At 39.1% G+C, this 13,523-nt stretch carries 2 protein-coding genes; both read right to left on the bottom strand.

Going from position 1 to position 13,523, the window contains the following annotated elements:
* Nucleotide 1: 1 nt before the first annotated feature.
* A complete protein-coding gene (locus NAG76_11340) occupies nt 2–5,170 on the bottom strand; it encodes an S-layer homology domain-containing protein (protein ID URN92494.1) in 5,169 nt (1,722 codons plus the stop codon).
* A 211-nt stretch (nt 5,171–5,381) separates the two neighbouring features.
* Complete coding sequence (gene pulA / locus NAG76_11335) at nt 5,382–13,016, bottom strand: type I pullulanase (GenBank protein URN92493.1); 7,635 nt, start codon at nt 13,014–13,016, stop codon at nt 5,382–5,384.
* Nucleotides 13,017–13,523: the final 507 nt, after the last annotated feature.

Here is a 13,523-nt window from a genome sequence, read left to right as displayed (position 1 = left end):
ACTATAATAGGTCCGTTCTCTCTAGTAAACGAACGATAATAGCAGCAATCTGCTCTCTCGTGATATTATCTTTTGCGTTCAACTGCCCGTTGTTACCGATAATAATACCTTCACGCACTGTTAAAGCAATATCTAATCTTGACCAATTTCCCAGTTGATCTTGATCACCATACTGAGCAAGAATGTAATCAATCTCGTCTGAAGATAATACAAGATTTGATTCTAGGTAGCTTAATATTCTAGCAACAATAACCATAGCTTCTTCTCTTGTAAGTTGCTGAGATGGTCGATAAGTACCGTCAGTATAACCATTCATAAAACCAAGTCCTGCGACTGTTGCTATTGCATCTGAATACCAAGCATCAGCTGTAATATCAGTAAAATTCGATGAATTCGACGTATTCACTAACCCAAGTGCCTTACTAATAATGCTAGCAAATTCAGCTCTTGTTATGGCACGATCCGGTTCAAAAGTCGTCGCATCTACGCCGTTCAGAATAAGCTTAGAAGCCAATAACTCAATTGCTTCCTTAGACCAGCCGGATACATCGGTAAATTGAGGTTGCTTGCTAATAACAGTATAAGTACCTGCTCCATAGTTCGTTACATCGACGTGATAACTTTGACCATTGATAGAAATGGCTGCTAATATCGGTGTTAGCTCTCCATTAGGTAGAAGCTTTAACAAGGCTGTTGGCGAGATCTTATCGCCTACATACAATGAGTTCAACACAATGTGACCTAATCCTTGTAAATATAGAGCACTTGCCTGCTCATTTTGCGCTAACAGTTCAATCGTAATCGGTGTTCCTATGATTTGATAAGCACCTTTCACGGCTTGACTCTGTGCTTTGGCAATTAACTCCGCTGATGCTTGCTGAATGTTAATGATAAAACTGCTGCGATTATTCGTTAACATCTGTTTCAATTCCTGATTACTAAGTGTGAATTGAACCCCTATTGTCGAAAATACAAGGCTATTACCATTTGCAACAAGCATCTCTATCGCTTTTTGCTCTAGTACAAGCTGAGCATTCGGATAGGTCGCAGATACATTCAATACTACTGGCTGATTTTGATGCTTTGCATTTAACTCAGTAAGCTGATTTTCTGATAGATGAATCGAAATAGATTTCCCTTGAATACTGAATTGACCAGTAAAATAAACTTCCGTCCCACTTTCTCCTAACTTAAGCTTAAAGCCTGTTGGAGTAGTGATTGGTGAGCTTACTTCATATTTAATAGTTACTGTAGCCGTATTAGAATAATCCGTACCGTCATAGACACGATAAGTAAATGTATAAGTGCCGTTTATATTTTGATCAAGATTATATTCAAACTCTCCTGTAAGTTCATTCAGTACAACTTTACCATGTAGAGGAGCATCAACGATATAGTAAGTTAACGTATCACCTTCTACATCCTTGGCAACAAGCGTCCCTTCAACCGGGCTAAAATTATTTTTAGTTACTTCCATATTATCTGCTACAGGCACATCGTTGACTGATGCCACTAATATAGTAAGGACAGCATTTGCACTTGCAGCCAATCCATCTGCACTTGCATGCCATACAAGTTGATCTGATCCGAACCAATCTAATTCTGGTACATATACAAGTTCAGCAAGTTCTGTAGCAGTAAGCACTGCACCCGCCTCAATTTCAGTTCCTTCAAGTGTTAATAAACCATGCTGAGGCACTGAAACTAACGTATATGAATCTAATGTAATAGCATCTGCATTTGTATATTGAAAATCTGTTATTGCAAAGGAATATTGCGTATCCTCTGTAGCATTTACTGTACTATCTACTAGCTGAGGAACTGAGCGATATACAATAGATGCACTTGCAATATTGGATACATTTTGAGCTTCATCAGTAATTCGCACATATACTTGCTTAGTGCCAAAGCCACTACTTACTGTCCAAGCTTTATTTTGACTGTAGTTCTCCACAGGTAACCAGCTGATGCCATCATGCGATAACTCCATGACAAGCATTGCGCTTTCTAGCTCACGACCTGGGTCTGAAGCGTTAATCGTTAGCGATACATTTTCATCCAATGTAATTAATGCATCGTCTTGAACAGAAATGGATACGATTGGTTTAACTGTATCGACATAGATAGAACTTGATGTCGTGAATTCATTTCCAGCCTTATCAACAAATTTAACATGAACAGTCTTTTCACCATTTCCTACTACGAGCCATTGCTTGGAATTCGTGTAAGATTCCAGCGCTGACCATGTTGTTCCATTAGATGAGAACTGAATACCTGCTAAATCACTTGGATCTGAAGTCGTTAATGTTAGTTCTAGCTCAAGTGAATTTGAAAATTGATCATTATTTTTGATAACCATTGTTCCTGTTGGCGGAGTTGTATCCACTATAATACTTGCTTGAGCCGTGCCCGTATTGCCTGCTCGGTCGATAAGCTTTACATAGACCGTCTTGTTTCCGTCACCTGTCGGCAGTGTATAGCGCATGCTTGCACTATACTCCAGTTCAGATGACCACGTCGTACCGTCATTAGAGAACTGTACGCTCACAACATCATTTACACCTGCTCCTAGTGTAAAATCAAGCGCTACGTCACGATTGGTTGCATAGTCAGCTCCTTCATTAATGGTAACGGTTCCTGTTGGCGATTGGGTGTCTAACGTCATACTAAAACTATATACAGGTGATTCATTTCCAGCACCGTCAATGAGACGAACGGTAATTGCCTTCGCTTCATTGGTGCCGCCTACATCGATCTGGAAGCTACTCGTATACGCAATCGTCGTTGGTGTTCCTCCGTTGACGCTATAGCGAATACTCGTGATATCCGTTACACCTGCTGCTGGCGTCACATTGACAACTACGTCTGAATCATTCGTATAGGCTTCACCATTATTCACAACCACTGTGCCTGTTGGATCCAAGCGATCCAGCGTAACCGTTTGTGTCAGTACTGTTGTATTTCCTGCCAAGTCAGTCAAGCGAACTTGTATCGTTTTCACGCCATCCTCCGCTATATCCTTCAAGGTGTAAGCTTGCGGAGTTGCACTATAAGTCACTCGTACACCGTAAGCCTGACCTGTCTCACCTAGCTCCATGTAAGCAGCGTCACTTCCTGTAACCGTGAAGGATACTTCGATTGAATTCGTAATGATTGGTGTTAACAGCGTTAACGTGCCTGTCGGTGCTGTTGTGTCCAGTACAATGCTAGCTTGCGCTGTGCCAATGTTACCTGCTCGGTCAATGAAGCGAACATAAACAGTTTTGCTGCCATCTCCTGTCTGCAGTGTGTAGCTCCTGCTTGCACTGTATGTCTGTACCGCTGACCACGTTAAATTATCATTAGAGAACTGTACGCTCACAACATCATCCACGCCTGCTCCCAGTGTGAAATCAAGCGTGACTTCAGCATCCGTTGCGTAGGCAGCTCCTTCATTAATGACAACTGTGCCTGTTGGAGGTAACGTATCTAGTGTTACGGTTGCGCTATATACTGTAGAGCTGTGCCATGCAGCATCAAATAGCGTAATCGTAATCTCTTTCTCTCCATTCGTGCTTCCTAAATTAATCCCAAAACTGTTTGTATATGCAATCGTCGTTGGTGGCAAGCCATTAATTGTGTATCTAATATATGCGATATCGTTCACGCCTGCATCCGGAGTTATTTTCACGGCTACATTCGTATTATTCGAATACTGTTCTCCATTATTAATGAGAACCGAAGCTGTAGGAGCTGTCATATCCAACAAAATGCTGCTTTGCAAAACGCCAACGTTGCCAAAACGATCAAGAAGCTGCACATAAACCGTTTTATTTCCATCCCCTGACGACAATGTATATGTTTTACTCGGGTTATAGCTTTCTAATGAAGACCAATAAATATTATCATTCGAAAATCTCATACTAACAATTTCATTAGAACCTGCAGTAGGTACAATAAGTAGATTTACAGCTCGGTCCGTTGTATACAGAGCACCGTTATTAATCGTTAAATTCCCTGTAGGTATTGTGGTATTTAATGCAAAATCCCAAGAATAAAGCGGAGATATATTGCCCGCTGCATCTATTAATTCAACTCTAACTGATTTCTCACCATTTTCAGATCCTACCCCAATTGAAAATTGTGATTGGTATGCTTGAGTCGTTGATACAGGAGAGTCATTAACTGAATACCGCATACTAACAATATCGTTAACGCCTGAATCTGGTGTAATCCTTACATCTACATATTCATGATTCGTGAAGGAGCTACCATTATTTATTACAACATTTGCAGTAGGTCGCGTTTTGTCTATTGTAAATTGAATCGTTTGTGTTTGATTGCCTTGCGTTACCGTTAACGTATATGTACCTTCATTTGTAATAGTCGTACCTAGCGTGTAAGGAGCTCCATTCAAAGTCGCTGTTCCAACATTAAAATGAGGCGTTACGTTATTTCTATAAAAACTGCCATCCGTTACACCTGTTATCTCAATATTGACCATCTCAGTATAGGTAATAATTAAATAAGGACGTTCATTCCCTCCCATATGAGTTTCAGTTGATTGGATATAATGATCAAGAAATGTTATATTTGCAGCTGCTGCTTGCTCAGCAGTAAATGCAGACAATATAAATGTTGCTCGAGGATTAGACTTGTATATTTCGTCTGAGACGTAGCTTGTAAAATCAAAGGGACCAATAACAGGCTTAGCAATTGGGGCATTCGTAGCTACAGATCTAGCGATTGTAGACCCAGAAATTGGAGCTGGTAAAGTAGCATTAGATACTTCATTTTGAGTCCAATCGTGATTCAAGCTAGATGAAGCCTTCAATGAAAAGCTGGCTGCTCCTTGAATATTACCACCAATCATGGGGAAATAAAGATTGGCAGACTCTACTTCGTACCCTTCTGGAATTTCAGGTAAGTTATATTTCAGCAACACTTGAACCTCCAAAGGCACGCCAAATGTTCCTTGATAACCAACATCAAGATATCCGAGGTTTCCATCCTCATACATAATCTTCGATCCACCAGTACCCTCATAAATAATTGTGGTGTCTTCTACCGCATAAATATGTGACGGAGCAACATTTGCGGCATAAGCATCCTTGATATAAAAGTTCCCTAGCAGTCCAATACTAGCCATAACAAGTAATAAAATAACACTCCAAGCCAATCTCTTACTCAACTCTCACACTTCCTTCCATTACTAGTTACTATTTAAAAAGCTTCTTTCCATTAATAGTAACATCATGACAATTTTTAAGATATATTTCTAAAGCCATTTTGTATAGATTTTGATCATTTTCTTCTTTTTCTGTAATGTGGATTACAAAACAAAGGGTTCGCAGCTACATATGCATGTAACTGCGAACCCTCTAAATATTTAGATGTACTATTTAATTATTGTTCTCAGCCATTAGTAACAAAACTTTAACCGCTTCTGCTCGTGTGAGTAAGCCCTTCGGATCAAAATTATTGTTACCTTTGCCATCTATGATGCCAGCTGCCGTCGCTTTCTCAATCGCTTCAATCGCCCACTGAGCGATACTTGCTTCATCAGAAAACGTTTTAGCTGTTCCAGCTTCTAATTCGCGTCCAAGCTTGAATTCAAGTGCACGAACAATTAATGCCGCCATTTCTTCTCTAGTAATCGTTCCATTCGGTACAAATTGCGTATCTGAACGACCGTTCACTAGACCTGCCGCATAAGCAGCATTTATCGATTGACTGTACCATTTATCGGAACCTACATCACTAAACGGTGATGCTGAACCTTCTTTAAGATTTAACACTCTTGCTAATATTGTTGTAAATTCTGCTCTTGTAATATTGCCATTAGGGGAGAATGTTTCCTCTGTCGTGCCTAATATGATTTGCATAGCCGCTGCACGTTTAATGAGATCATATGCCCAGAATGATGTCGGTACATCATTAAACTGTTTATTGTAATTCAACAACACATAATCACCACTATTATGCACGGTTGCTACATACTGACCATTAACTAGAGAAGTTGGCACATAACTTAAAGATCCATCTTCATTAATACGATAGATACCTAGCCAATGCTCTGCACTCTGTTTAGGTGCTTTAAATGATAAAGTAACTCCACTTGTAAATTGATCAACTGGAACTGTATTCCCTTGAGCATTTTTACCTTTTACTGAATAACTAATCGTAGCACTTTGACGTTCTAGATTCACGTGATGTTGCTCGCCATAGCTATTAATTGTAGCTTCCTGTGCATTATTAGTTGCTTTCACAGTAATCGTAATTGATGTTAGACCCTGTTTCTGTAGTTCTTGTAATTGCTGAGCTGACAATACTGCTGTCGCATCGCCTGATGTAATTACTAGTGGTAGATTTGCTAGTGTTAGATCAAATTCTACTTCTGTAGCACCAGCTGGCAAGTTAATAACATATTGCCCATTAACAACATGACCACTATTTACAATGACTTTTGATGATACAACAGTAGTACCATTACCTGTATTGTTAGTTGGAGCATTTTCAGCTAATAGAATAGTACCTCCGGCTGAACGTGCTGGTAATGGTAATGTTACTTTGCGATCATTACTTACCGTATACTTAAGTCCGCTGTACAACTCAGTTAGCGTCGTACCAGCAGCTGCAGTTACCGTAAAGCTGATATCTTTCTGCACATCCGTCGTATTCAAACCAACATATACTGCATCGCCTTTATAGCTACGTTTGAATACTACGTATTGATCCGAGTCACTACCCGCTACTTTCGTACGATCCCCTTTGGAGAACACTTTTGAATACTGATCGCGAGCATTGAGTAGTTTCTGATAATGTGTAAGCATTTCTGATCTCTCATCAAGCTCATCCCAAGGCATATCATAACGATTTTCACCAAAGCGATTTTCATCAAAGTTAGCGTTAAGTCCTGACATACCAAGCTCTTCACCATAGTAGATGACAGGCTGACCTTTTGCTGTAATTTGTAGAGCCGCAGCAACCTTCATCTTACCTTCGTCACCATCAGCATGAGCAACTAAGAAACCATTTTCATCATGACTGCTTAGGAATTGACCAAGTGTAGCTGCACTGTTGAGCTTTTCATTACGAGCTTGTAAAGATGTTTCCACTGCATCAATTTGTCCATCAATAAATCTATCCGCGATGTCGTTGAATCCAAAGTCTAACAATGAATCCATCTGCCCAGAACCTAAGTATCCGCGTTGATCATCAACAGATGCACCAAAAACTTCACCGATTAATTTAAATTCATTATCTACTTTAGTCAGCTCATTTTTGAATTGAGACCACGTTGTTGTATCCACATGTTTAACGGTATCAACACGATAGAAGTCGATAGAATCTCCACGATCTGTACGAGCTTTTTCTAACCAATCTACTTGCCACTGCACGATTTGATCACGTACCGCAGCATCTTCTGTTCTTAGATCAGGTAGGAAAGCAAGTTCACCGAGTATTTCATCTCCTTCGATTGGATTTGTTCTAATTAACCCATCGAATACAGCTTGCTCCGCAGCCGTTGGATAATTACTTGTCTCTATCGGTGCTTTCGTTCCATCCATACCATAACCTGTATGATTCAATACGACGTCAACCATAATCTTCATACCACGATCATGTGCTTTATCAATTAGTTCCTTGAATGTATCCAAGTCACCTAGATGTTCATCGATCTTCGTGAAGTCTTTCGCCCAATAACCATGATAACCATATTGCTCTAACCATGGCTGACCATAGCCTAAATTCCAATCGATATTATCAACGATTGGTGTTACCCAAATCGTATTAATACCTAGATCATCAAGATAATCTAACTTATCGATGACGCCTTGGAAGTCACCACCATGATATGTTTCAAGATGCTCAGTATCATAGGATTCTCCATTAGGATCATTATTGCTACTATCCCCATCATTGAAACGATCCGTCAACATAAAGTAAATACGAGCTTCATCCCAGTCAAAATCTTTATCCGATACATTAGTACGAGCCGCCACGTTAACTGTAGTTGTAAATTTATGCTCGACATTATTAATATCTACAATAATAATTGGAATGTTTTTCGTTCCTGGTTGAATACTATCGACTACTGAAAGTGTTAACTCCTTCAAAGTCTTATCTACAGGTACTCGACTAATTCCACCTAAAGCTGTTAGATCCGCGTAAATCCCACTAATTAGTTCATTTGGAGTATCTGTTTCAACTTTCAATATCGTATGCTGTGCATAATTGAAGGAAACTGGTGATACTGTTGCTTGCGCCGAAACATTGACTACCTCATATTTGATTTTGGATACGCCATCTACTGTATTTTTCGGGTCTGATATCGTTGTCGTAACATCATTCAGCGTTACATCGAACGTATATTCATACTCACCTTCAGCAATATTTTCAACCGTGTAATGATAGAACTGACCAATAGCATCATACTGCATCGTATAAACTTGACCTGCAAAGTTTAATTTCACACCTTGAATCATATGATGCGCATTTTGGCGATATAAATCATCATTACGATAATAGAAGGTTACATCATCACCATTAATGACTGGACCATTAACTTTAGCCGTTTGCGTAAATGCTGCTTGCCCGCTCGTTAGCTGAACTTTTACAAAGGTCTCATCTAACTGAACATTTACAAAGCGATCCATATCCGGATCTTTCTCAACCCATGCACCTTTTTTAACGATAAAACCAACTTGTGTAACGTTAGGTGCAATCTCTACTTTAGCAATTGCTATATCATTATCAACAGTAAATTCGATTTGGTCGTTAATAATTCCCGTATTCCACAACCATAAGCTCCAATCTGTATAATCCTTATCAGGACGAGTATATTCAAATTGGATATAGCGACGTTCGTAAGCTTTCACCTCTAGTGAATGTGTTGCAGACACACTACCAATTGTAGCTGTAATCGTCACGTTACCTGGTGCAATACCATTAACGATACCCGTTCCATCAACAATTGCAATGAGATTATTACTTGTTGTCCATTGGATCGCTTGATTCGTCATGACTTGATTGAATTGATCTTTCACAACTGCGGATAACTTCGTTGTGTAATCCGTGTATACTAATGTGCCACCACTAAGCTTGATCGACGTTGGAACTAATGTAGCTACATTAAGCGTAGCTGTTTTTACTACATTGCCTACTTTTGCTGTAATCGTTGTTACACCATCAGATAGTGCCTTAACTTTACCACTAGCGTCAATTGTTGCTACTACTTCATTAGATGAAGTCCATACGACCGTTTCACCAGTCATCGTGCGACCATTCTGATCTTTTACTTGAGCGGAAGCAATAATTTGCTTACCTGCTTCAATAGCTACTTTTGGTAAAGTCACATGAATACTTGTTACTTCTGGTGTATACGAAGAAGCTTCATCATAAAGCACCATCATTGATAATCCAGCAACTGTTGCTTGGCCCGTAATTGTATTAATTGTAGTTGTTCCTGCCTGTTTATCATTGACAACGACATTCCAACCATTAGCTGCTACAGGTAAGTTCACTGATGCATCAGTTTTATTACCGTTATAAATAACGATAATATTTTTCCATTCATCATGATTGGCATTGTTTTTCAATTGATAGGCAACTACACCAGAATCATTTTTAAGAACTTTAAGATTGTTATTAATGTCGGCTTTTGTTGTCATACGGAAAGCAGGATGTGCCTTACGTAATTCAATAAGACCGCTATAATAATCATTAACCACAGTAAAGCTTGCTTTATTACTCCAGTTAATTTGATTCACAGAATCTGGGCTGCGATAGCTGTTGTGGTCTCCGTATTTGGAACGAAGCATTTCATCTCCTGCATGAATGAACGGTATCCCTTGCGAAGTTAATACGATACCATTCGCAAGTAGGGAGCGTTTCACCGTTTCATTACTTAGTACATCTGTTTCATCGATATCATAGTAAGGATTTGCTGCAGCAACGGCATCATCAATATTACCGCCACCTACTAGCACACCATTAACAATATTGATCATATTCATCTCATCGAATAATTCTTGAGTACGGGCTACTTTATCCCATAGATTTAAATTATCATGTGCTGTTACATAGTTAATCGTTTCAGAAGGGCTATTTGTAAAATCGTTGATCGCACCATTAATGCCATTCATAATGCCAGCGATAGATGTTAATTCACCAGTTGCAAAACCTTTACTTGCTCCATCGCTATCACCTTTAATTGCAGAACGGAAATTATCATTGAATACTGCGAAGTTAAGATCTTTCTGTGATCCCTTCAATGTTTGATCGCTACCTGCAAGTGGAGTGCTACCACCCATCCAAGGCTCGCCATACACAAGAAGTGTAGGATCAACTTCGTTTTTAAGTTCTTCAGTAATTTCAGCCATCGTAGTCGTATCGATAATTCCCATTAAGTCAAATCGGAAACCATCTACATTATATTCTTCTGCCCAATAACGCACAGAATCTTTAATGAATTTACGAACCATTGGTCGTTCTGTAGCAATTTCATTGCCTACACCTGAACCATTGGAGACAGTACCATCACTATTTGTACGATAGTAGTAGCCTGGAACAATGTTATCGAATGGGCCATTGTCAATGTCATACGTATGATTATATACAACATCCATTACCACTCTAATTCCTTTTTTATGAAGCGCTTGAACCATTTGTTTGAATTCTGTAATTCTTACAGCCGGTTTAGTAGCATCAGATGAATATGAACCTTCTGGTACATTATAGTTTTGCGGATCATATCCCCAGTTGAACTTTGGATCAGTTGAGTTAGGGTCATCTACTGTTAACTCATTCACCGTTTTGAAATCATAAGCTGGCATCAGATGAAGATGCGTAATACCTAGTTCAGCTAGATGATCCACACCAAGCTTATTACCAGCTTCATCAACTAGACCATCCTCAGTAAATGCGGCATATTTTCCTTTGTTAGCAGTACTAATTCCTGAATCGTCAGCGATGGAGAAGTCACGTACATGTAACTCATACAGAATTGCATCCGTTGGATTAATCATTGCTGGCTTAGTATCATTATTCCAATTCGTAGGATCTGTTGTTTCTAGATCTAGTATTGCTGTTCTTCCACCATTAGCAGAGACTGCTTTGGCATATGGGTCAACTGCGTAATTGACCGTACCATCTGCAAATTCTACTTTATACATATAATATTTTGCAGCAATAGTGTTCAGTTGATTAATAGACCATAGGCCATTGCTACCTTCTGTCATTACTACTTCTTCATTACTATTTGACTGGTCGATTACATCACCTGCGGCATCGTAAACACCTTCATTATCGTATAGTGCTAAAGATACTTTCTTAGCAGTCGGCGCCCATACTTTGAATGTAAGGTCAGTCGCTCCGTAAGTTAATCCAAGATCAGAACCATTATAGAAAAATTTATTATCATCCAATATTTTTCTCATCGTTACTTTGGAGCTACTAAGTGCAGTATGTTGAACCTCATATACATCCTTAACATCAATCGCATTTGTAGCAGTAGTTAGTTGATAAGAGGTTGCACCTAACTTTGTTGTTGTAGTCGGCACAGTAACATTGTCGGTAACATTGTAGAGACTGAAGTTAGCAACTTGATCAGCATCTACTTCATGTGTTGTCGTAACATTAATCTTCGTCAAGGAATCTACAAAGGCCACTTTAACTCTAGCAGATACATCAGCATCTTCTGCTCGCGTGTAAACTTTTGGATCACCTTGAATCATCCAAAGATCAACCGAACGCTGACCATCCGGCATTTTTAGTAATCTTTCAGCTTCTTGACTGGACCAACTTCCTGGTCTAGTAATTACTTTCAATTGATTGTCGTATGCGCTAACTGATGCTGTTGCAAAACCATTAGCATCTACACCTGTAAAAGGTACCGCTGTAGATGGATATTCGTCGCCCCATAACCACATATCCCAATCACTTTGTTTACCATCGTATCTGAAATAGTGAATATTATAAGTATTCAATGTCGTCGGATCATGCTCAGTGTGGAATGTAACGTTTTGTGCTGTCGTTACACCTTGAATCGTACCAACAGGAATTGTCGCAGTATAAGAAGTGTTGTACGCTAAACTATCTACTAGTTCAAACGTTATTGTATCCGAAGAAGCAGTAACATTAGTAGCAACGCCTGCAATACTAGGTAATGAATCATCTAGTACTGTAATATCTTGATTGAACTTAATTGATACTTCCTCAAGATTAATAGATACATCTTTTGTATCGTTACTTGGCGTAGAAGAACAGATTGCAATTGGTGTCTGTCCAAAAGCAATTGTATGTGCATTAGAGTAAGTAGATTGGACATTTGGAGCAGCTGATTCGTTCCATGAAGCAGCAATATGATTAGTTGGAGCTTCTGGAATAACATCAAATGCACCATGTTCTGCAGCAGTGTTTCCACTAAGTACAGCAATTGCGGAAACGCTATCATCTTTCGATAGACCAAGTAGAGCTAATGGGATTTTACCTTCAAATCCAGTGCTGACCTTTGCAGCAAATGAACTATCTTTAAGATCACCCCATGAAGCTGCTAGAGGGGTATTGAAATCCGCCCCAGAATATATTGCTGCACCAGCAACTTGATCGTCCCCTTTGATTCTATGAACAACATGATAGTTAGGAGCCTCGGTTGTTCCATCAAAGTTAAATTGACTTCCCCAAGGAGATGCTTTACTAGCAGTGACATCGCCGCCATTAATAGCTAGAGCAAGATCTAGATATAGACCGTTGTCGCCCCAATTGGCTAATGTTGTGCCATCAATCCAATAATATAAATAAGTATCATCATTCGTAATTTTTAAATTATCAATTCTGAAATCATTATGCCCTTTTGTTGCTGAACTACCTAGTGTGGAAACTGAATTCCAGTGTTCATCTTTGACACCATCAACGGCTACAATTCCACAACTTGCATTAGCGGATACTGTAATCGGCAATGTCATTGGCCATAGCGTCATTAATAACGCCACGATTGTAAAAATAGAGATCCATCTCTTCTGTCTTTTTAACATCTCATGCCCTCCAATTTCTATTTTTCAGTCATTTGTGCAAACGCTTGCACAAAAACGTGGCATAATTTGCACAAAATATTAAATATACCGTGCTTTTTTGCCTCGTTTTCGGAAGTTATACATGTTGTTAAATAATTTTATGCAATCGTTTTCATAACATATGATATTAGAATAGCAATAAATTGTCAATCATTTCATAATCTATTATTTAAGCCATGGAGAGGATAGCAGTACTACACAAATTGAAGGTAGTCATGGGGCAGTGATTTGAGATTGACTATTATTTAGTCGTGAAGGTCAGTATTTAATTTTAATGTACTCCATGCTATCTATAAATATATTCATACAGGAGAAGTTCAGATAATTACAACGTAATGACTTACCAACAATCTTACCCTTCTACCATCTTATTAGTATAGACAGCCTAAACATAGAAAAGACTAGTACCACTCGCTATAAGCTAATCTCCACCATAAGATGGCACGCTTAACGAACGAATGAGCACTA

Source organism: Candidatus Pristimantibacillus lignocellulolyticus (assembly GCA_023639215.1).
Classification (GTDB): domain Bacteria; phylum Bacillota; class Bacilli; order Paenibacillales; family Paenibacillaceae; genus Pristimantibacillus; species Pristimantibacillus lignocellulolyticus.
Note: the sequence above shows the minus strand (reverse complement) of the source record. Positions and strands in the feature narration are given on the sequence as shown.

Coding starts and splice junctions, on each gene's coding strand:
- pulA (URN92493.1), bottom strand. CDS start 13,016: ATGTTAAAAAGACAGAAGAGATGGATCTCTATTTTTACAATCGTGGCG.